This is a genomic window from Rhizobium phaseoli (assembly GCF_010668805.1).
GTDB classification, from domain to species: domain Bacteria; phylum Pseudomonadota; class Alphaproteobacteria; order Rhizobiales; family Rhizobiaceae; genus Rhizobium; species Rhizobium phaseoli_A.
The window spans coordinates 84,337-103,870 of sequence record NZ_WUFT01000006.1 but is presented as its reverse complement, the minus strand read 5'-3'; the positions used below and the strand labels follow the sequence as shown (position 1 = coordinate 103,870).

The window sequence follows — 19,534 nt, the reverse complement described above, 5'->3', positions numbered from 1 at the left end:
CCGACTTCCGTTACGCTAAGCGACCTGGATTATCTGGCTTGTCTCAGCCACTTGCAGTGTGTCGACGAATTCGACGATCTTGACCGGTTTCCCGTCCCTGAAATGGATCTTGTCGACGAATTCCGTATAGAAGCTCGCACCCGATGGGATGTGCCTGACCTCACCTTCGCGATGAGCGAAGACCATATGCTCGTCCTCGTCCACATAGATGCCGGCCGTCTTGATCTTGGATAGATCCCACACAGTGATGAGTTGCTCTATCACTTGACGAAAAGCATGTCCGCCGGATTCAGTTGAAAAAGGCGCCAACCGTGTATTGCCGGCCATCCGGAAGGTGCAATCCTCGCCGATCAGCGCCAGCGTGCCCTCGATATCGCCGCGGTCACGCACAGCGTAGATTTCTTCCACGCATTTCTTCATGTCATGTTTTGCGGTCATTTTCCGGTCCTCCCACCATCAGCGAAATCTGCATCGAATTATACTTCATTGCAACTATTTGTTGTTGCCTTGAATAAAACTCAATAGTGGGAGGCCTTCGAGACTGACGGCCCCGGATAATAGAAAAAGGCCCCGCACGATGGCGAGGCCTTTCAAACTTCAGAACTGAAAAGCGATTATTCGGCGCTTTCGTCAGCCGCCTTCTTCTTCGGAGCAGCCTTCTTCTTCGGAGCGGCTTCTTCGCCTTCGCCGGCGTCGGCAGCTTCGGCCTTAGCGGCAGCCTTCTTCTTCGGAGCGGCCTTCTTGGTTTCGGCCTTCGCTTCGCCCTCTTCCTCGGCGAGCAGCTCTTCCTTGGTCACCTTCTTGTCGGTGACGTCGATTTCGGTCAGCAGGTGATCGATGACCTTCTCTTCGAAGATCGGCGCACGGATCGACGCGGCGGCACCCGGCTGGCTGCGGAAGAATTCGAGGATCTGCTTTTCCTGGCCCGGATACTGGCGCAGCTGTTCGTAGATCGCACGCTGCATTTCGTCTTCGCTGACTTCTACGCCGGCCTTTTCGCCGATTTCGGAGAGAACGAGGCCGAGACGGACGCGACGCTCGGCGAGCGTCTTGTATTCCTCACGTGCCTTCTCTTCGGTGGTGTCTTCGTCCTCGAAGGTCTTGCCGGATTGGGCGAGGTCGTTGTTCACCTGGCTCCAGATGCCGTTGTATTCGGCGTCGACGAGCGAGTTCGGGGTTTCGAACTTATACATCTCGTCGAGCTGGTCGAGGATCTGGCGCTTCAGCTTCTGGCGGGTCAGGGAGCCGTACTGCGATTCGATCTGGCCGCGGACGATTTCCTTCAGGCGATCGGCGGATTCGATGCCGAGCTTGGAGGCGAGTTCGTCGTTGATCTCGACAGCGGCAGGTGCTGCGACATCCTTGACCGATACGTCGAAGGTCGCTTCCTTGCCAGCGAGGTTCTTGGCCGGATAGTCAGCCGGGAAGGTCACGGTGATGGTCTTCTCGTCGCCAGCCTTGGCGCCGACGAGCTGGTCTTCGAAGCCAGGAATGAAGCGACCGGAGCCGAGCACCAGTTCGGCGCCCTGGTCGGTGCCGCCTTCGAAGGCTTCGCCGTCGACCTTGCCGACGTAATCCATGGTGATGCGGTCGCCGTTCGCGGACTTGCCGGTCTTGGTCTCGTAGGCGCGAGCGCTTTCGGCAACCTTCAGGACCTGCTCGTTGACTTCGTCGTCCGAGATGTCGATGACTTCGCGCGTGACCTTGATGCCCTTGACCGACTTCAGCTCGATCGGCGGCAGCACTTCATAGGACAGCGTGAATTCGAAATCCTGCTCGGCGGCGAGGATCTTGTCGGCTTCGTCCTTGTCTTCGGTCATGGCGATTTCCGGCTGCGTGGCCGATTTTTCGCCGCGGCTGGACAGGATGGCGGACGGCTGCTCGCGGACGATCTCGTTGACGAGGTCGGCCATGATCGACTTGCCGTAGACCTTCTTCAGGTGAGCAGCGGGTACCTTGCCCGGACGGAAGCCGTTGATGCGGACCTTGTCCTTCACATCGGCAAGACGCTCATTCATCTTGTCTTGCATGTCCTTGGCCGGGATAACGACCTTGATTTCGCGCTTCAGCCCTTCAGCGAGCGTTTCGATAACCTGCATGTCTTCCTACCTTCATTTCGTGGCGGCCGTGCCCAGACGCCGTTCGTTTCAATGAGCACGACGCCGGCAGCGTGCCGCGCGTGACTTTTCGCAATTCCTGTATCATTCCGCCCAAAGGGGAACGGCACTCGCGGGGTATTCGGGACAACTCTCGGCTGCCCTGAGGCAACCGATGTCAGTCTCCCGCCTGCAAACAGCTTGGTGCGGGTAGAGAGACTTGAACTCCCACGCCTTACGGCACCAGAACCTAAATCTGGCGTGTCTACCAATTTCACCATACCCGCGTTCACAAAACCGCATGCCTATGCCTGCGCATGAGGCCTTCCGGAGCGCGGCGTCTCTATATCACCCGATTTGGTCGAGGCAAAGGAAAAATGAACGGCAAATGACAGGGATTTGCGGCCCGGAAGCCGCCCTCTTCCGAACTGCCGCCGGATCAATAGAGCGGCTCGTCGTAAACCGGCTTGCTGTCAACGAGAAGACTGCGGATTTGCGCGCCTCCCGCGGGCGAGACGCGCACGGCGATTGCGACATTGCCGTCATTGCGAGCCGCCTCGATCGGCTTGCCCTCGCCTTCGGGAACATAGTAGCGCTCGATACCGTATTCGACGCGGATGCTGTCACCCGCGGCCAGTCCGCCACTGTAGAATGGCTGGCTGCGCAGGATCACCGTCTCCGGTAGCGGTGACAGTCCGTGAAAGGACGATTCGATCACCGTCCAGAAACCATCTTCCTGCTTCTTCAGCCGGACCCATAAAGTCCGCTCGCCGGGCTCGGTCGGAATACCGCCGGAAACCGTCTGCACCGGCACCGAGGATATATCGTAGTTCAAGACGACATAGTCGCCGCGCAGGAAATCGCGCGGATCGACCGGCGCCGTTTTCAGCAGCACCTCGGCGCCATCGGCGAGGATCGACGCCCGGCTCTGGATGATTGTGCCAAGGATAAGGGTCTGCAGGCCGGCGACGATGATCGCCGAAAGCAGATAGCCCTTGCCGGATCGCAGCCTTGCCATGAACGAGCTCATGCGCGCTCCCCCTGTGCATTCGCCGAAAAACGCCGCTCAAGGCGGATGACGATCCAGGCAACCAGCGCGACCACGAGACCGGAGAACAGGAAGAGGCTCGACGTGCCGAGGATCGAGCCGACCGTCACGGAGGCGAGATAAAGCATTTCGGCGGCAAACGTGGTGTAGGCGAGATAACGCACCGCACCGTTGTCCCTGCCATGCAGGGCAATCGCCAGCACTGAAGCAGCAAGCGTCGCCACGCCGAGCACCACCAGCCGCCAACCGTCCCCGATTTCGAAATGCAGCAGCAGCAAGCCGATCGCGGCGACAAGGAAGCTGTAGAAGGCCGGGGCCGCACCGGCGCTCCTGACCAGGGCGCTAATCCGCGGGAGCGGCAATGCCGTCAGGACGAAGGCCGCCATGCCGCCGATTGCGAAGGCGAGCGCCACGGCGATCTCCTCATAAAGCGTATAGAGCCAGGCAAGCCAACCGATCAAAAGCAGATAGGCCAGATGGCGGGCCCGCTCGGCGCCGGTATACCGCACCAGCCCGATAATGATCACCGCCATAACCGGCGCCATCCACGGATCGAGCCCTATCCAATGTGTGTCGTGATTCTCCAGATAGACGGCGAAAGACGCCCAGGAGAGGAAGCCGGCGACGACGGCCACTGCGCCCGAACGGAACAGGATCGCCGAGATCGTCGCAATCGCGAACCAGAGATACATCACCGTCTGCTCGTCGCCGGAGAGATGATACATCTGTCCGACCAGCGAAATGGCGCCGCCGAAACTCATCGCGCCGATGATCAACAAGCCGCTTGCCGCGGCTGTCGCACCGCGGGCGAGCATCCGAGCAGCGGCAATATGCACCACCCAGATCAGGGCGAGGATGGCACCGACGCGGACAAGGCGCGGAATAGCCTCCCAGTTGGAGGCGACGACCAGCAGGATGGCGGCTGCAAGCAGCACTGCTGCCAGTGCCATCAGCACCCTGCCGAGACTGAAGCTTGCCGGGCGGCTGTCATATTCGGCGAGAAGCGCGCCCGCCGTTTCCTGCCCCAGCAGACCCTTGCCAACCCAGAGCGAAAGATCCCGCTCCAATCTGCCGCGATACATGCTCCACCCCTCGATTTCCGCAACGCCGACTGCGGCGCTACGGCTCACGTCGTTATAGACGCGGCACAGGTGTTCGCAAACGCTCTTGCGCAAATATACAACTTCCTCATTGGTCTAACTTGTACCGGGCATTAACCGGGCGCTAACCTCAGAAGCGCTAATATAGGTATATGGACGGAGAGGCATGCGTCCATCGCATATCACTTATGAATTTATTGCACTGCAAAGTAATCATTAGTCATACTATTTTTCGAACCATAGAAGCACGGGGATGGCACCCCGGCCCGGATTTAACCGGACGCCCGCGGATTACTTTGTCCGTGACGAGATTCGCAGCCGCGCACTCCTCCTCCCAGCGCGCTGCGATAGGCTGGCAACACTCCTCCTCCCAGTTGCCGGTCACCATAACGCGCCCGCCGGATCCTCCCCCGGCGGGCGTTTTTGTTCAGCAAAAACTGAGCTAAAGATTGGCGGCCCGAGGATTTCCGTCGTTTGACGCCGTCCTGCCACATTGCCGTCACACCGGCTCGCCAACGCTGCAGACAGATGGGCAGCTTCGATCGGGGCGGAACACCTCCTTAATAGCGGATACACAGCCGAAACCGCCGAAAACAGCGGCGTTTGTGAGCGATGGCACACGTTCGTCCCTCCAAATGGGATTGCTTTCCTGAAAGCCATTCTGCCTATTCGTTGACCAAAAAGCGGTAAGTGTGCGTCAAATGCCCTTGAAGCATTGCATATCGCGCATAGGTGATCTGAAAACTTGGCTGTTTTAGTCTTTCGCGCCGCAACATATATTCTGGCCATCAAATAGAGGTCAGCGCCGATCGGTGGCTGCTGGCAGATGAAACCCTCAGAAAGGGGCTTAACATGAACTTCTCTCGCTCTTTCAATAACTGGCGCAAGTATCGTCAGACGGTCACGGAACTTGGCCGCATGACCAACCGCGAATTGCATGATCTCGGCATCGACCGTTCGGACATCAATCGCGTTGCCCGTGAGGCATCTTCCCGCTAATCCAGGCGATCCGCTGCTCCTCCCAAGCAGGATCGTTCTCGGTTGAAACGCCCGCTGTACCCACAGCGGGCGTTTTCGTTTGCCCGCATGCGGCTACCGCGGCGGTTGCATGCTTTTACGGCTTCGTTAGCCCGCTCAAAAAATATTCACCGCCTAATTGACGAGCATCACACTGCACAATTGCATGGCAGACGCCTTTTATTTGCACTGCACAATAGGACGGTTCTCGCCTATATAAACATCAACCGCAGAGAGATAGGCGATCCCGCCATCCAGCGGACATATGTTAGAGGAAAAGACAATGAACCCGATCCGCATTGCAAGAAGCTGGCTCAGCTACCGCCGTACGCTCAACGAACTCGGCGGTCTTTCGAACCAGACCCTGTCCGACATCGGCGTCAGCCGTTACGACATCCGCAATATCGCATCCCGCTCGTTCCGCTAATAGCCGGCCGTTCATAACGGCCGCTCATAGCGAGCGTGATGCTCCCAAGACGGCGCCGCAGGGCGCCGTTTTTGATTCCGGGTGTTGGATCGCACCTGCCGACATGATATCAGCCCGGAATGAACACGATCTCCTCCTCCTATTCCCCCATCCACGTCGTCGGCGGCGGGCTTGCCGGTTCGGAAGCCGCCTGGCAGATCGCCAGCTCCGGCGTTCCCGTCATCCTGCATGAAATGCGCGGGGTGCGCGGCACCGATGCGCATAAGACCGACGGCCTTGCCGAACTCGTCTGCTCCAATTCCTTCCGCTCCGACGATGCGACCAGCAATGCCGTCGGCGTCATCCATGCGGAGATGCGCATGGCCGGCTCTCTGATCATGGCCACTGCCGATCGGCACCAGGTGCCGGCCGGTGGTGCGCTCGCCGTCGATCGCGATGGCTTCTCCGAGGCGGTGACCAGGGCGATCCATGACCATCCGCTGATCACGGTCGTGCGGGAAGAGGTTACCGGCCTGCCGCCAAAGGACTGGGATCTTGCCATCGTCGCCACCGGGCCGCTGACGGCGCCGTCGCTTGCAAACGCCATCCAGGCGGAAACCGGCAAGGATTCGCTCGCCTTCTTCGACGCCATCGCGCCGATCATGTACCGCGAGAGCATCGACATGGATATCTGCTGGTATCAGTCGCGCTACGACAAGGTCGGCCCCGGCGGCACCGGCAAGGATTACATCAATTGCCCGATGGATGAGGCGCAGTACAATGCCTTCGTCGACGCGCTGATATCGGGCGACACGGTCGGTTTCAAGGAATGGGAAGGCACGCCTTATTTCGACGGCTGCCTGCCGATCGAGGTGATGGCCGAACGCGGCCGCGAGACGCTGCGCCACGGGCCGATGAAGCCGATGGGGCTGACCAACGCGCATAACCCGACGATCAAGGCCTATGCCGTCGTGCAACTGCGGCAGGACAACGCGCTTGGCACGCTTTACAACATGGTCGGCTTCCAGACGAAGCTGAAATATGGCGCGCAGGCGGAAATTTTCCGGATGATCCCGGGTCTGGAAAATGCGGAATTTGCCCGTCTCGGCGGTCTGCACCGGAACACCTATATCAATTCCCCCACCCTGCTCGACCCGTCGCTGACGCTGAAATCGCGGCCCGGCCTGCGTTTTGCCGGCCAGATCACCGGCTGCGAGGGTTATGTGGAAAGCGCCAGCGTCGGGCTGATGGCCGGCCGTTTCGCCGCCGCCGAACGCAAGGGCGAGGCGATCTCGCTGCCGCCGGCAACGACGGCGCTCGGCTCGCTGCTCGGTCATATCACCGGCGGCCATATCGTCACCGACGAGGAGCCGGGCAAACGCTCGTTCCAGCCGATGAACATCAATTTCGGGCTGTTTCCGGAACTCCAACCGGGTTCGATCGTCAAGCCCGAGGGCGTCAAACGCTTCCGCGGCAAGGACAAGACGATCATGAAACGGCAGTTGATCGCACGCCGCGCCCTTGCAGACTGCGCCGCTTGGCTGGGCCAGAACTCGCCGCTCGCCGAAAGCGCCTAACCCGCTATTTAGTGCTTGTTCGCCGCCGAAATATGGTCGGACGGCAGATCCTTATCCGGCTCGGCGATATAATTGCCGAGCAGCCAGAGCGCGACTTCCGAGGACTCCTTGGCGGAAGCAAATTCAAAATCGCCGTTGTGATGAGGCGCATCGAGGAACTGGATCATCAAGCCCCTGCCCGTTTGCGAGCTGACGACGCGCACCCGGCCCGGCTCGATCAGGTGGCAGGCGAAGTGGCGTGACATGTTGCGCATGAAGCCGGCCTTGTTGTCATGCAGGCGCACGAAGATGGCCTGGCCGTTCTCAGTCGCCTGCAACTGGCGGATCGCCTCGGTCGGAAAGGCGCGGCCAAACTCGATGATGGCAAGGCCCGTATCGTGCAGGCCGTCTTCCTTGTTCTGCGCAGCCATGCGCGTTGCCACGAAAGCAAAGAAGATGACGATGGCGAAAAGAACGCACCAGACGATAATGCCCACGCCGAGTCTCCGTTCAATGGGTAGCGGTTCAGGCCTTGTAACGCGCGAGACTTGCGCGAATTTGACCGATGTCAGATTTTGCGGCGTGCCGCGGCCAACCCCATCCGCAACTGACGCCGCCATTGCGGCGACTGCAGCGGCCGGTCAAATATCAACGCGCCGCGTTTCTGCGCGTTGACAAGGACCGGTTCGGCAAGGGTCGCCGGCAGAAAGGCCGGAAAGACCGCCGGCGCAATCGGCCCAGCGGCCCTCGCCTTCACCAGATGTTCGCGACCGAGGCCCGCGAAGGCCTCGATGGCAGCTGAGATGCGCGGCCTGTCTTCGCCGGCAAGGAAAGCATCACGTTCGAGCCCGGTGGCCGATAGGATCTGCAGCGGAAGATAGACCTGGCCACGGCGGCGATGCAGCGGCATCAGCAGCAACAAGCCAGCGACGGCCTGGGCGACGCCGGCGTGGCCGGCAGCATTCGCCGATCGCGCGGCCTCCTCAGGCGAAAGCACCAGGCTTGCAAGCTGAATGAGGGCTGATGCCGTCTCGCCGGCATAACCTTCGAGCGAGAGACGCGTTTCCATCGGATCATCATAGAGATCGAAGGTGCGGGCTTCGATCATGTCGATCAGCGTCTTGCGCGGCAAGCGATGGGTTTCGATCGCGGTCAGAAGTGCTGAAGCGACGGGATTGGCTTCCGTCGACCCGTGTGCGCTGCCTTCCAGCAGATCTCGCCAATATTGCAGCCGCACCTCGCCGGGCAAAGGCTCGTGCACGAGATCACGGATGCGGGCAAGCTCGGCATTGAAGGCATAAAGCGCTGCAAGCGCGCCGCGCTCTTCCTCCGGCGATAGAAGACAGGCAAGATAACGGTCGCGGTCGCTGTCACGCAGCATCGCCAGGCAGATCTCCTGGTTCGTCGCACTGTTGGCTTCAGCCATCGTCAGACCGCGATCAATGCCGCAGCGACGGCACGCTGCTCGGCGAGCATGATATTGAAGGTGCGTACCGCTGCGCCCGTGCTCATCGGATCGGAGGAGATGCCACGCGCTTTCAGCGCCAGTTTCAACTCCTCGGGCAGACGGCGAAGCTCGGTTCCGGTGCCGACAAGCAGAACCTCGATATCATCAGCCTCATCAAGCACACGCCGAAAATTTTCAGGCGACAGCGGTTTCGACATGTCCATGTCCCAACCGTGAATGCCGGAGGGAAGGCAAAGAATCGAGCCGCGATGCGACATATCGGCAAAGCGGAAGCCGCCATTGCCGTATGCATCGATCGGCGCGCGCCCGGGGAAATGCGCGGCGCGGATTTCTATGCCTTTTGCCATGTTTTCAAACCACCGTGCCGGATTTTACACCAACATCCGTCTTGTTGCTCTCTTCCCCGTCGGGAGCCTCCGGCCGTAGCCGAAAGACGATCAACACGGGAGCGGCGATATAGATCGAAGAGAAGGTGCCGAGAGCGACGCCGAAGAGCATCATAAAGGTGAAGGAGCGGATGACATCGCCCCCAAAAAGATAGAGCGCGAGCAAGGCGAGCAGCGTCGTCGCGGCGGTCAGAATGGTGCGCGACAGCGTCTGATTGATCGAAGCATCGATCAGGATCGGCAGCGGCATCTTCCTGTATCGCTTCAGATTCTCGCGCATTCGGTCATAGACCACGACCGTGTCGTTCAGGGAGTAACCGACGATGGTCAGCACTGCGGCGATGCTCGTCAGGTTGAATTCTATGCCGGTAAGGACGAAGAGACCGAGCATGATGATGACGTCGTGCAGCGTTGCGACGATGGCGCCGACCGCAAACTGCCATTCGAAGCGGATCCAGATATAGATGAGGATCGCCGCAAGCGCTGCAAGCACGCCGAGCGTTGCCATCATCGTCAATTCGCCGGAGATGGCGGGGCCGACGACCTCGACGCGGCGAAAATCATAATCCTCCTGGAGCTCGTCGCGCACCAGTGTCGCCGCAGATTGTTCGGCATTTTCGCCGCCGCCTTGGGACGCGATGCTGATCCGCGCATTCGACGGCCCGCCGGTGCGCTCCACCCGCACCTCGCCTAGATTGAGATCGTTGAGGCGTGATTGAAGATCGGCAAGGTCGGCCGTGCCCTGCTTCGCCGTCACCTCGATGAGCGAGCCGCCAGTAAAATCAATGCCGAGTCGCAGGCCGGCGGTGGCAAAGGCAGCCATGGCGATCAGCGAGATGACCGCTGACGCGGTAAAGACATAACGGCGGATGCCCATGAAACGGATATTGGCGTGTTCGAAGAGATCGGTCAGAACGCTCTTCGGCAGATGCCGGGGATGGCGCCTCTTCAGCCAGCCGGCGACGATCGAGCGCGTCAGCGTGAAGGCCGTAAAGACTGTCGTCAGGATGCCGACCGCCAGCGTCACCGCGAAACCGCGGATGGATTCGCTGCCGAGGTAGAAGAGGATGATGGCGGCGATGAAGATCGTGACATTTGCGTCGACGATCGTTGCGAATGCGCGCGCGAAACCGCGACCGACGGCCTCGGCAAAGGAATGGGCGGTTTTCTCCTCTTCGCGGATGCGCTCGTAGATCAGAACGTTCGAGTCGACCGCCATGCCGACGATGAGGACGATACCGGCAATACCGGGCAAGGTGAGCGTCGCGCCGGCAAGGCTGAGCACCGCGACAATGAGGATCAGATTGAAGAAAAGCGAGACGACGGCGATGACGCCAAGAATGCGGTAGAGCGCGATCATCAGTGCTGCGACCAGCACGACGGCGACGAGGCCGGCAACAAGGCCGCTGAAGATCGAATCAGCGCCGAATCTCGGGCTGACGCTGCGTTCCTCGACACTCGTCAGCGTCGCCGGCAGGGCGCCGGCGCGCAGCATGATCGCAAGGTCGCGGACGCCATCCTCGGAGAAGTTCGCTGAAATCGCGCCCTCGCCGCTGGTGATCGCCGCATCGATGGCCGGTGACGACATCACCTGGTCGTCGAAGACGATGGCAAGGTGCTTGCCGATATTCTGCCCCGTCACCTCCGCCAGCCGCTGCGTGCCTTCGGCATCGAGGCGGTAAGTAATCGAGGTATCCTGCGTCTGCGGATCGACGACAGGCTCGATACCGACCATATTGCTTCCGGAGACGAAAGCCGTGCGGTCGACGAGATATGGGATCGGCGGATCATCAAGCGAATAGAGCACTTGCGATGTCGCGGGCCAACGACCGTTCAGCGCCTCTTGCCCCGACATGCTTGCATCGATCAGATGAAAGGAAAGCTTGGCCGGCTGGTTGAGCAGGTTTTTCAGCCGTTCCGCATCGACCGATCCCAGCACCTGCACGACGATCCGGTCGGCGCCATCGGGGCGAACGACGAAATTCGCATGGCCGAATCCAGCGATACGGCGGGCAACGATATCGAGCGACCGAGTCCGGGCGGAGGCGACGTCAGCGGTGATGCCGGCGTCGGAAATCTGCAGCGAGAGCTGTCCCTCCTCGCCCTGCCGCAGCGCCACCTCCGGCCCTAAACTGCCGGCAGCCGCCGTCAAAGGCTTCAGGAGATCAACCGCCTTCTGCGTCTCAGCCGGATCGGTGATGCGGACAGTAACGGTCTGGTCATTACCGGTCAGCCCAGTATAGCGGATGCCGGCGCCACGCAGCGCATTGCGCACATTTGCGACCGCCTCTTCCAGTCGGTCCTTGACGACATCAGAACGCTCGACCTTCAAAACGATATGCGAGCCGCCCTGCAGATCGAGACCAAGCGTCACGCGGTCGTGACGCAACCAGGGCGACAGAGAGGAACGTTGCTGCTCACTCAGCAGATTGGGCGCAGCGATGACGATGGCCGCAAACGCGGCCAGCCAAATCAGAAGTGTTTTCCAGCGGGAAAAATGCAACATTCTCTCGACGATCTTCCGATCCGGCGGTTCTGCCGTTATCGCTCGTTACGCTGCGTCGGCCTTGACGGGTTCACCCTTGACCCGCACTTCGGAGATGCCGCTGCGGACGATGCGTACGCGAACGCCATCGGCAATCTCGACTTCGACTTCCTTGTCGTCGACGACCTTGGTGACCTTGCCGACGAGACCACCACCGGTGACGACCTGGTCGCCGCGACGGATCGCCTTCAGGGTCTCGTCACGCTTTTTTGCCTGCGCGCGCTGCGGCCGGATCAGCAGGAAGTACCAGACGACCATCAGCGGCACGAACAGGATGATCATTTCGAAACCGGAGCCACCGAAACCGGTTGCGGTATCGGTCGCACTCTGGGCGAATGCCGGGGTGATGAACATGCTAAACTCCTCAGGCTTCACGGCGGAACACCGCCTCTTTTTTCAGGTTGCCGGACTATAGTTACCGCTTCGGTGAATGCAACAGAAACAGCCGGGAACAGTACCGATTCCGCTGCCTCATAACCTTTCCGCCGTCAAAACGCCATGCTACCCCGCAGCGAAAGATCAAAGCGGATTACCGCAGCGAAAAACAGGAGGCCTGCGATGACCGAGGAAATCAACAATGCCCTGCTTGCCGAACTGAAACGGCTCGCCGATGCCCTCCAGCGTCTTGCCGGGCCGGCACCTGCCGTCAACGACTGGGATGCTGCCGACTGTTTCGTCTGGGCGCCTTTGCGCCAGCATCTGCAGCCTGTGAAGAAGCCGAACCGGGTGGCGTTGAAGCTCATCCGTGGCGTCGATCATGTGCGCGACATTCTGCATGAAAATACGGTGCGTTTTGCGGAGGGTTATGCCGCCAACAATGTGCTGCTGTGGGGCGCGCGCGGCATGGGGAAATCCTCGCTTGTCAAAGCCGTGCACGAGGATGTCAGCCGCGAAAGCGGTGTTTCGCTGAAACTGGTCGAAGTCCATCGCGAGGATATCTCCAGCCTTCCCAATCTGCTCGACCTGTTGAAGGACACGCCCTACCGCGTGATCGTCTTCTGCGACGATCTGTCCTTCGATCATGACGACACCGCTTACAAGTCCCTGAAGGCAGCACTCGACGGCGGCGTCGAAGGGCGGCCGGACAACGTGCTGTTCTATGCCACATCGAACCGCCGCCATCTCCTGCCGCGCCACATGATGGAAAACGAGCAGTCGACGGCAATCAATCCGTCGGAGGCGGTGGAAGAGAAGGTTTCGCTGTCCGACCGCTTCGGCCTCTGGCTCGGCTTCCACAAATGCAGCCAGGAAGACTATCTCGGCATGATCGACGGCTATGCCGACCATTTCAAGCTCGGGCTCGAACGCGACAAGATGCATGCCGAGGCGCTGGAATGGGCAACGACGCGCGGCGCCCGCTCCGGCCGCGTCGCCTGGCAGTATATCCAGGATCTGGCCGGACGCATGCGCGTCCATATCGACCGGGCCTAAAGCGCGTTACGATCTTTCAGATTTGCTTCTCTGCCGCTGCACACTTTTGCGCGACATGCTTTGAATGACAAAAGCCCGGCGGGTAGCCGGGCTTTTCTCGCTTCCTGGGACGCTGTACCTATTCCAGGAAAGTCATCGGGTTGACCGGGGATGCGTCCTTGCGCACCTCGAAATGGACCTGCGGCTGCTTGACGTCGCCACTCATGCCGGAGACGGCGACGGTCTGGCCACGCTGGATCTTCTGGCCGCGAGCGACGCTCAAAGTATCGGCATTGCCGTAGACGGTGACGGTGCCGTCGTCGTGACGGACGAGAACCGTGTTGCCGAGTTCCTTCAGGCCGTTGCCGGCATAGATGACGACGCCGTTTTCGGCGGCCTTGATCGGCGTTCCCTGCGGCACCGAGATGTCGATGCCGTCATTGCGGTTGCCGTTGACGTTGGCGCCGTAGGAAGCAATGACCTGCCCGCGGACCGGCCAGCGATATTTGCCGATGCCGGTCGATTCCGGCGCGGCCGAGCTGACGTCAGACTTCTTCTCGACATCGTCGACCGTCTGGGTGGCGACCGGCGCCTTATAGGGTGCAGGTTCAACGGAGGCCGTCTGCTGGGCGGGTGCCGTCTGAGCCGGCTTCGGATCGACCTTCTGGGGCTGGATCGACGCTGTCTTGATAGTGTCGGCAGTGCCGTTCGGGATCTTCAGCGCCTGACCGATCCGGAGCGAGTTGGCCGAAAGATTGTTGGCGGCCTTGAGATCGTCGATATTGCTACCGGTCGCCTTGGCGATCTTTGCCAGCGAATCGCCCTGCTTGACGACATAGCTGCCGGCAGGCGCTTTCGGATCCTTGCCTGCGCCAACCGGAAGCTTGCCGGTAGCATCAGCGCTCGCCATGGTCTTGTCGCGGGCGGAATTGGCGCCAGGAACGACGGCAACGTTCTGCTCGGGCGTCTTGACCGGTTCCGGCATCTTGCCGGGCTTGGAGAGGTCGGCCGCCTGCGACGCTGCCTTGGCGGCGTTGCCGCCATTGAAGGTCGGGATCAGGATCGCCTGGCCGGGTGCCGCGGCGGAAGCCGTCTTCAGGTTGTTGACCCGTAGGATTTCCTTTTCCGGAACACCGAAGCGCCTGGAGAGCGTGGCAACGCTTTCACCCGGACGCAGTGTTACGGAAGGGGCATTGGTCCCGGACCAGCCGGAAACCTTCGGCGTCGTGCCCGTCGTCAGCGTATCAGGCGTCAGCTTCGGCGCAGTCGGGGCCACCAATCGGTTTTTTTCGGCCTGGGGCTCGGAAGGGAAAGGCTGGGCGAGCGCAACTTCCTTTTCCCGCTGGCGGGAAGGCGCAACAGCCGTCGGGGCAGCAAGCTCGGAACGCTGGACCGAGACCGGCGCGGAAGCCATGCGTGCACTTGAGGTGCGAACCGGATCGTAACTTGGGTTCGACGGATAAGGCTGGCTCACTTGACCATTGCCGCCGCCGTAGCCCGACTGGCTGGCAACGGCGGAGCCGCCGAGATCGGCGCGTGGCACCGGATCGCCTTGAGCACCACCCCTGCGCGGAATAGAACTGGTGGTGATCTGATCCTGCCCTGCGGAGGAAAACAAGCCGCCAAACCGTGTCACATCGGAACTGCAGCCCGTTGCGGCACTCGCCAGAAGACCCACAACCAGAAGATTACCGGCCGACTTCCCGAACTTAGGCGAAAGACTGAAACGCATTGACTCGACCCACTGAGAACGCAACCATTTGTGAGTCTATTAAAACGCGTTAGTATTACCACGCGGTTAAGATGCTGGAATCAGTGCGATATTTTTGAGAAGTTGATAACCATAGCTTACGGGTGAAAAATCGTAGAGCTTACAGCAGCGAGGCAAGGCGCGGAACGATCGGCAAATATGGGGCTTCGAACAGCTCCTCGCGTTCGAACCGGCTGCCGGTTTTCGTCAACCGCACCATGCGGCATTCGGTTTCGGAGATCATCAACGGCGCGATCATCGAGCCGCCGGAAACTAGCTGGTCGGTATAAAAACGCGGCATGGTGTTGAAGGCCGCCGTCACCAGAATGCGGTCGAAGGTGCCCTCTCCCTGCATGCCGGCACTGCCGTCGGCGTGGCGGATGATGACATTGCGCAGACCAAGCGATTCCATGCGCCGCTGCGCCGCCGATGTTAGGGTCTTGTAGCGGTCGATGGACAGAACACGCTCGGCCATTCTGCCGATGACGGCGGCGGTAAAGCCGCTGCCGGTACCGATTTCGAGAACACGCTGTCCTGGTTTGACTTTGAGGTGATGCAGGATGCGGACGACAAAATCGATGCCTTCAAGAAAGGAACCGCATTCGATCGGTATCGTCCGGCTCGAATAGGCATCATCGGAAAATTGCGGCGGCACGAACAGCGGGCGCTGCGTCTGCTCGACCGCCGTCAGCAGATCGAGGTCGGAGATACCTTCGGCACGCAATCTGAGGACGAGCGCCGCAAAGCCCTCTTTTTCGGCCAGTCTTGCCGTCAAACCTGTGCTCCGTATCCCAAGGCCCGCGCCACGCGGTCCGTCACGGAATAATCGGTCAGATCCAGTTTCAAAGGCGTTACCGAAATCTTGTTATGCTTCAGAGCGTGAATATCGGTGCCTTCGATGAAGGCGCCGGCGCGTTCGCCGAATTTCAGCCAGTAATAGGGAAATCCCCGGCCATCGGAGCGGGCGTCGACCTGCAGGTTGAAGGCGAGCTTGCCCTGCATGGTCACCTCGGCGCCATCAACCTGGTCGGGACGGCAGTTCGGGAAGTTGAGATTGAGGAACGTGCCCTGCGGCAGGTCCAGAACCATCAGCTTTTCCAGAAGAGCCGGCGCATGTGTCTCGCAGACCTCCCACGGCACGATGCGCGCGCCATCCTCATAGAGATAGGCCTGGCTCAGCGCGAAGGAGCGCACGCCCTGCATCGTGCCTTCGATGGCGCCGGCGATCGTGCCGGAATAGGTTACGTCGTCAGCAACGTTCGAGCCCGAATTGACGCCGGAGAGAACGAGATCGGGCTTGATGTCCATCACCTGCCGGATGCCCATGATGACGCAATCGGTCGGCGTGCCGCGCAAGGCGAAATGCTTGTCGGAAATCTTGCGTAGCCGCAAAGGCTCGGACAGGCTCAGCGAATGGGCAAGGCCGCTCTGGTCGGTCTCGGGCGCCACGATCCAGACATCGTCGGACAGCGTGCGGGCGATCCGCTCCAGCGCGGACAAGCCTTCGGCGTGAATGCCGTCGTCATTCGTCAGCAGGATGCGCATCGCCTCAGGCCGCCCGTTCGATTTTGGTCAATCCGCCCATATAAGGCAGCAAAACGTCCGGAATCGTGACGGACCCATCCTCGTTCAGATAATTTTCGAGAACGGCGATCAGGCAGCGGCCGACAGCGGTGCCGGAGCCGTTCAGCGTGTGGACGAACCTGTTGCTCTTGTCGTCCTTGTGGCGGTAACGCGCGTTCATCCGACGGGCCTGAAAATCGCCACAGACAGAGCAGGACGATATTTCGCGGAAGGTGTTCTGTCCCGGCAGCCAAACTTCGAGATCGTAGGTCTTGCGCGAGCCGAAGCCCATGTCGCCGGTGCAAAGCGTCATCGTGCGGAAATGCAGACCGAGGCGCTTCAACACTTCTTCGGCGCAGGCCGTCATGCGCTCATGCTCGGCGATGGCGTTTTCGGCATCGGTGATCGAGACGAGTTCGCATTTCCAGAACTGGTGCTGACGCAGCATGCCGCGCGTATCGCGGCCGGCCGAGCCCGCTTCCGAACGGAAGGACGGCGTCAAGGCGGTGAAGCGGAGCGGCAGCTTTTCCTGGTCGAGGATTTCCTCGCGCACCAGATTGGTCAGCGTCACCTCCGCCGTCGGAATGAGATAACGACCGTCCGTCGTCTTGAAGAGATCCTCTTCGAACTTCGGCAGGTTGCCGGTGCCGAACAGGGCTTCAGCGCGCACCATCAGCGGCGAGCTGACTTCGGTATAACCGTGCTCACGGGTGTGGAGATCGATCATGAACTGACCGAGCGCGCGCTCGAGCCTGGCGAGCGGCCCGGTCAGAACCGTGAAGCGCGAGCCGGAGAGCTTGGCGGCGCGCTCGAAATCCATATAGCCGAGCCCCTCGCCGATTTCGAAGTGCTCCTTCGGCGTGTGGTTCCAGCGCGGCTTTTCGCCGACGGTGCGGGTGACGACATTGTCATGCTCGTCCTTGCCGACAGGAACGTCGTCGAAAGGGATGTTGGGGATGCGCGAGAGCGCGTCGGCGAGTTCGGCCGTCAGCTGCCGGTCCTCTTCCTCGACCGTCGGCAGCAGCGCTTTCAGCTCGGCGACCTCGGCCTTCAGCCTCTCGGCAAGCTCGCCATTCTTCTGGGACAGCGCCGCGCCGATCTCCTTGGAGGCGAGATTGCGGCGCGACAGCAGGTCCTGCGCTTTCTGCACGGCGGAGCGGCGCTTTTCATCGAGGGCAACAAGATTTTGGGCCAGGGGCTCCGCACCGCGCTTGGCAAGAGCGGCATCAAGCGCTTGGGGATTCTCACGGATCCATTTGATATCGAGCATCGTCGTTCCAGATCGTTTGCAACAGAAGTGACCCGGCCAAAGCCTGACCGGGCTTCGACCGGATGAGAGCGTTCGTGAAAAGGATTTCCGGATTGCCGCTCAGGCGCTGTCCGTCTTGGCAACGTCCGCGGATTCGGTGTCCTTTTCGACCGCCTGCCGGGCACGCTGGCGCTCCACGAGTCGCGCCGCATGGATGGAAATCTCGTAGAGAAGGATCGTCGGTATCGCAAGGCCGATCTGGGACATCGGATCTGGCGGCGTCAACACGGCGGCGACGATGAAGGCAAGCACGATGGCGAACTTGCGTTTTTCGGCGAGCCATTGCGATGTCAGAAGCCCGACACGGGCGAGCAGCGTGGTGACGACGGGAAGCTGGAAGACGAGGCCAAAGGAGAAGACCAGCGTCATGATCAGGCTCAGATATTCCGAGACCTTCGGCATCAGCGAGATCGCCACCTCGTCATGACCCGGCGCCTGCTGCATCGACAGGAAGAACCACATGACCATCGGCGTGAAGAAGAAATAGACGAGCGCGCCGCCCATCAGGAACAGGACCGGCGAGGCAATCAGGAACGGCAGGAAGGCCTGACGCTCGTTCTTGTAGAGGCCGGGCGCGACAAACTTGTAGACCTGGGCGGCAATGATCGGGAAAGCGACCACGAGGCCGCCGAACATCGCCACCTTGACCTGCGTGAAAAAGAATTCCTGTGGCGCGGTGTAGATCAGCTGGGCCTTCTCGACGTCGAGATGCGCCCATATTACGGCTGTCTTGTAGGGGATGACCAGATAGTTGAAGAGATGCTTGGCAAAAAAGAAGCAGGCGATGAAGGCGATAAAAAACGCGCCGATCGACCAGATCAGCCGCGTGCGCAGCTCCATCAGGTGCTCGATCAACGGCTGCGGCTTATCTTCGGTCTCACCGCTCATGCCTCGTCCTTTTTCTTCATCTGTACGGGCGTCTTCGGCGTGGCAGGCTTCCTGACCGCCGCCGTGCGCTTTGGCTTTTCCACAGGCGCGGCAATGGCAAAGGCGGCCTTATCTGCGGCCTTGGCGCGTGGCTTGCGTACGGCCTTCGGCTTGACGGCAACCGTTTCCGCCTGGACGATCGCTGCTGCGACGGGTTCAGGCTGCGCAGGCGCCGGCACCAACGGCGGCGTTTCCGGCAGGCTCATCGACGGCGCCGGCGTGGAAACCGCAACAGGCGGCACCTCGGTCTTGTTTTCCGGGGCCACGGTCGCCTTCTGCAGGTCGGCCTTGATCTCGTTGCCCATCTGGCGAAGCGGATTCATCGCCTCGCGCAGGCTGTTCACCGGGTTGAGCTTCTGAGCGTCGCTGAGCGTCTGGCGGACATCGTCAAGCTCCGCCTCGCGCAACGCTTCATCGAATTGCGCGCGGAAGTCACCCGCCACCTTGCGGGCGCGCTGCGTCATCTTGCCGAAAGCGCGCAGCATCGGCGGCAAATCCTTGGGACCGACGACCACGATCAGCACGACCGCAATGACCAAAAGCTCGGTCCAGCCAATATCGAACATGCAAGGCTCCTGGACGGGAAGCGCGGGGGCTGCGCTTTTTCCCGGACTTGGTTATTTCGTTTCGTCGGCCTTGTGATCGACGGTCTTTGCCGTATCCGGCGCGTCTTCGTCCGTCATGCCCTTCTTGAAGCTTTTGATGCCCTTGGCGACATCGCCCATCAGTTCCGGAATCTTGCCGCGGCCGAACAACAACAGCACGACGACCAGAACGATCAGCCAGTGGTAGATGCCAAAAGAACCCATTACGCTTACTCCCTGTTTCTATGTTCCCACGATGTAAGGATTTCGAACACCGTTTCCAACATCACGCCTTTTGAACTGCGCTTAATGTCACGGTATCGCCCTTTGTGACAAGCCATTGACCCGTCGAAAAGTGATGACCCCCAT

Annotated in this window: 20 protein-coding genes and 1 tRNA gene; 4 read left to right on the top strand and 17 right to left on the bottom strand. The window is 60.5% G+C overall.

Annotation, left to right across the window (positions count from 1 at the left end; genetic code table 11):
* Positions 1–15: 15 nt before the first annotated feature.
* The 5 genes from GR197_RS11060 to GR197_RS11040 all read right to left on the bottom strand — a co-directional run bounded on the left by GR197_RS11060 (position 16) and on the right by GR197_RS11040 (position 4,226).
* Positions 16–438: a nuclear transport factor 2 family protein gene (locus GR197_RS11060; protein ID WP_164009293.1), complete on the bottom strand. Its 423-nt coding sequence runs from the start codon at positions 436–438 to the stop codon at positions 16–18.
* A gap of 176 nt (positions 439–614) precedes the next feature.
* Positions 615–2,099, bottom strand: a complete 1,485-nt coding sequence (gene tig / locus GR197_RS11055) for a trigger factor (protein WP_164009290.1) — start codon at positions 2,097–2,099, stop codon at positions 615–617.
* 199 nt (positions 2,100–2,298) lie between these two features.
* Positions 2,299–2,383 (bottom strand) — tRNA-Leu (locus tag GR197_RS11050).
* A gap of 152 nt (positions 2,384–2,535) precedes the next feature.
* A complete protein-coding gene (locus GR197_RS11045) occupies positions 2,536–3,126 on the bottom strand; it encodes a GDYXXLXY domain-containing protein (RefSeq protein ID WP_164009287.1) in 591 nt (196 codons plus the stop codon).
* Positions 3,123–4,226, bottom strand: coding sequence for a DUF2157 domain-containing protein (locus GR197_RS11040; protein WP_164009671.1), 1,104 nt, complete (start codon positions 4,224–4,226; stop codon positions 3,123–3,125). Before GR197_RS11040 ends, GR197_RS11045 begins: the two co-directional genes overlap by 4 nt.
* Before the next feature lie 870 nt (positions 4,227–5,096).
* On the opposite strand from GR197_RS11040, the gene GR197_RS11035 reads away from it, so the two are divergent.
* The 3 genes from GR197_RS11035 to trmFO all read left to right on the top strand — a co-directional run bounded on the left by GR197_RS11035 (position 5,097) and on the right by trmFO (position 7,244).
* The gene (locus GR197_RS11035) at positions 5,097–5,243 is read left to right on the top strand and encodes a DUF1127 domain-containing protein (RefSeq protein ID WP_164009286.1); all 147 of its coding nucleotides are present in this window, start codon (positions 5,097–5,099) and stop codon (positions 5,241–5,243) included.
* A gap of 301 nt (positions 5,244–5,544) precedes the next feature.
* Positions 5,545–5,688 carry a DUF1127 domain-containing protein gene (locus GR197_RS11030; protein WP_003539017.1) on the top strand — a complete coding sequence of 48 codons (144 nt, stop codon included), beginning with the start codon at positions 5,545–5,547 and terminating at the stop codon, positions 5,686–5,688.
* Between the two features lie 119 nt (positions 5,689–5,807).
* The gene (trmFO, locus tag GR197_RS11025; protein WP_164009284.1) at positions 5,808–7,244 is read left to right on the top strand and encodes a methylenetetrahydrofolate--tRNA-(uracil(54)-C(5))-methyltransferase (FADH(2)-oxidizing) TrmFO; all 1,437 of its coding nucleotides are present in this window, start codon (positions 5,808–5,810) and stop codon (positions 7,242–7,244) included.
* A gap of 8 nt (positions 7,245–7,252) precedes the next feature.
* Here the strand turns inward: trmFO and GR197_RS11020 are convergent, their stop codons facing one another.
* The 5 genes from GR197_RS11020 to yajC form a co-directional block, all read right to left on the bottom strand.
* Positions 7,253–7,720 (bottom strand): hypothetical protein, encoded by a 468-nt coding sequence (locus GR197_RS11020; RefSeq protein WP_164009282.1) that lies wholly within the window; start codon positions 7,718–7,720, stop codon positions 7,253–7,255.
* A gap of 71 nt (positions 7,721–7,791) precedes the next feature.
* The gene (locus tag GR197_RS11015; protein ID WP_164009280.1) at positions 7,792–8,649 is read right to left on the bottom strand and encodes a phytoene/squalene synthase family protein; all 858 of its coding nucleotides are present in this window, start codon (positions 8,647–8,649) and stop codon (positions 7,792–7,794) included.
* Positions 8,650–8,651: 2 nt separating this feature from the next.
* A complete protein-coding gene (locus tag GR197_RS11010; RefSeq protein WP_164009278.1) occupies positions 8,652–9,038 on the bottom strand; it encodes an Mth938-like domain-containing protein in 387 nt (128 codons plus the stop codon).
* Between the two features lie 4 nt (positions 9,039–9,042).
* On the bottom strand, positions 9,043–11,583 hold the full coding sequence (secDF, locus tag GR197_RS11005) for a protein translocase subunit SecDF (protein WP_164009276.1): 2,541 nt from the start codon (positions 11,581–11,583) through the stop codon (positions 9,043–9,045).
* A 45-nt stretch (positions 11,584–11,628) separates the two neighbouring features.
* Complete coding sequence (gene yajC / locus GR197_RS11000) at positions 11,629–11,976, bottom strand: preprotein translocase subunit YajC (protein WP_007628493.1); 348 nt, start codon at positions 11,974–11,976, stop codon at positions 11,629–11,631.
* Between the two features lie 204 nt (positions 11,977–12,180).
* Here yajC and GR197_RS10995 point away from each other — a divergent pair, with 204 nt between their 5' ends.
* The gene (locus tag GR197_RS10995) at positions 12,181–13,053 is read left to right on the top strand and encodes an ATP-binding protein (RefSeq protein WP_164009273.1); all 873 of its coding nucleotides are present in this window, start codon (positions 12,181–12,183) and stop codon (positions 13,051–13,053) included.
* Positions 13,054–13,171: 118 nt separating this feature from the next.
* Here GR197_RS10995 and GR197_RS10990 read toward each other — a convergent pair whose 3' ends face one another.
* The 7 genes from GR197_RS10990 to GR197_RS10960 form a co-directional block, all read right to left on the bottom strand.
* Entirely contained in the window at positions 13,172–14,764 is a 1,593-nt protein-coding gene (locus tag GR197_RS10990; protein WP_164009271.1) for a peptidoglycan DD-metalloendopeptidase family protein, read from the bottom strand.
* A gap of 139 nt (positions 14,765–14,903) precedes the next feature.
* A complete protein-coding gene (locus GR197_RS10985; RefSeq protein WP_164009269.1) occupies positions 14,904–15,557 on the bottom strand; it encodes a protein-L-isoaspartate(D-aspartate) O-methyltransferase in 654 nt (217 codons plus the stop codon).
* Positions 15,554–16,327, bottom strand: a complete 774-nt coding sequence (gene surE / locus GR197_RS10980) for a 5'/3'-nucleotidase SurE (protein WP_164009268.1) — start codon at positions 16,325–16,327, stop codon at positions 15,554–15,556. Before surE ends, GR197_RS10985 begins: the two co-directional genes overlap by 4 nt.
* Positions 16,328–16,331: 4 nt before the next feature.
* Entirely contained in the window at positions 16,332–17,615 is a 1,284-nt protein-coding gene (serS, locus tag GR197_RS10975; RefSeq protein ID WP_164009266.1) for a serine--tRNA ligase, read from the bottom strand.
* Between the two features lie 99 nt (positions 17,616–17,714).
* Positions 17,715–18,542 carry a twin-arginine translocase subunit TatC gene (tatC, locus tag GR197_RS10970; RefSeq protein ID WP_164009264.1) on the bottom strand — a complete coding sequence of 276 codons (828 nt, stop codon included), beginning with the start codon at positions 18,540–18,542 and terminating at the stop codon, positions 17,715–17,717.
* On the bottom strand, positions 18,539–19,147 hold the full coding sequence (tatB, locus tag GR197_RS10965) for a Sec-independent protein translocase protein TatB (protein ID WP_164009262.1): 609 nt from the start codon (positions 19,145–19,147) through the stop codon (positions 18,539–18,541). The genes tatC and tatB overlap by 4 nt, the downstream gene beginning before the upstream one ends.
* Before the next feature lie 51 nt (positions 19,148–19,198).
* Positions 19,199–19,390: a twin-arginine translocase TatA/TatE family subunit gene (locus tag GR197_RS10960; protein WP_007628469.1), complete on the bottom strand. Its 192-nt coding sequence runs from the start codon at positions 19,388–19,390 to the stop codon at positions 19,199–19,201.
* Positions 19,391–19,534: the final 144 nt, after the last annotated feature.

Coding starts and splice junctions, on each gene's coding strand:
- GR197_RS11035 (WP_164009286.1), top strand. CDS start 5,097: ATGAACTTCTCTCGCTCTTTCAATAACTGGCGCAAGTATCGTCAGACG.
- trmFO (WP_164009284.1), top strand. CDS start 5,808: ATGAACACGATCTCCTCCTCCTATTCCCCCATCCACGTCGTCGGCGGC.
- GR197_RS11030 (WP_003539017.1), top strand. CDS start 5,545: ATGAACCCGATCCGCATTGCAAGAAGCTGGCTCAGCTACCGCCGTACG.
- tatC (WP_164009264.1), bottom strand. CDS start 18,542: ATGAGCGGTGAGACCGAAGATAAGCCGCAGCCGTTGATCGAGCACCTG.
- tig (WP_164009290.1), bottom strand. CDS start 2,099: ATGCAGGTTATCGAAACGCTCGCTGAAGGGCTGAAGCGCGAAATCAAG.
- GR197_RS10995 (WP_164009273.1), top strand. CDS start 12,181: ATGACCGAGGAAATCAACAATGCCCTGCTTGCCGAACTGAAACGGCTC.
- yajC (WP_007628493.1), bottom strand. CDS start 11,976: ATGTTCATCACCCCGGCATTCGCCCAGAGTGCGACCGATACCGCAACC.
- GR197_RS10990 (WP_164009271.1), bottom strand. CDS start 14,764: ATGCGTTTCAGTCTTTCGCCTAAGTTCGGGAAGTCGGCCGGTAATCTT.
- surE (WP_164009268.1), bottom strand. CDS start 16,327: ATGCGCATCCTGCTGACGAATGACGACGGCATTCACGCCGAAGGCTTG.
- GR197_RS11045 (WP_164009287.1), bottom strand. CDS start 3,126: ATGAGCTCGTTCATGGCAAGGCTGCGATCCGGCAAGGGCTATCTGCTT.
- GR197_RS11015 (WP_164009280.1), bottom strand. CDS start 8,649: ATGGCTGAAGCCAACAGTGCGACGAACCAGGAGATCTGCCTGGCGATG.
- tatB (WP_164009262.1), bottom strand. CDS start 19,147: ATGTTCGATATTGGCTGGACCGAGCTTTTGGTCATTGCGGTCGTGCTG.
- secDF (WP_164009276.1), bottom strand. CDS start 11,583: ATGTTGCATTTTTCCCGCTGGAAAACACTTCTGATTTGGCTGGCCGCG.
- GR197_RS11040 (WP_164009671.1), bottom strand. CDS start 4,226: ATGTATCGCGGCAGATTGGAGCGGGATCTTTCGCTCTGGGTTGGCAAG.
- GR197_RS10960 (WP_007628469.1), bottom strand. CDS start 19,390: ATGGGTTCTTTTGGCATCTACCACTGGCTGATCGTTCTGGTCGTCGTG.
- GR197_RS11060 (WP_164009293.1), bottom strand. CDS start 438: ATGACCGCAAAACATGACATGAAGAAATGCGTGGAAGAAATCTACGCT.
- GR197_RS11010 (WP_164009278.1), bottom strand. CDS start 9,038: ATGGCAAAAGGCATAGAAATCCGCGCCGCGCATTTCCCCGGGCGCGCG.
- serS (WP_164009266.1), bottom strand. CDS start 17,615: ATGCTCGATATCAAATGGATCCGTGAGAATCCCCAAGCGCTTGATGCC.